Genomic DNA, 236 nt, shown 5'->3' on the forward strand with positions numbered 1-236 from the left:
CTTCTATTGTTACCTACATTTTTAACTGCGTGCCATAGCTTTAAACCAGGTAAAGAGGTTAAAAATCATATAGAGCAAGAGTTATCTGAAAGACCTACAGAGACTAAAGTAATTGTGCCTTTACAAATGCCAAGCGAACTTACACAAAGCTTATTGTCATCTATAAATAATGAGCAAACTATAAGTGATGATTTATCTATCAAGCGTTTTGATGTCGCTGCAAATGATGTTGAAAT

The 236-nt window shown here is 33.5% G+C and carries 1 protein-coding gene; it reads left to right on the top strand.

Annotated elements, in window-relative coordinates; all coding sequences use genetic code 11:
- A partial coding sequence (locus AAEY78_RS14985; protein ID WP_352340295.1) for a hypothetical protein occupies positions 1–236 on the top strand: 236 nt, incomplete at both ends.

The sequence above is a fragment of the Psychrobacter sp. 16-MNA-CIBAN-0192 genome, assembly GCF_040309565.1.
In the GTDB taxonomy this organism is placed as follows: Bacteria; Pseudomonadota; Gammaproteobacteria; order Pseudomonadales; family Moraxellaceae; genus Psychrobacter.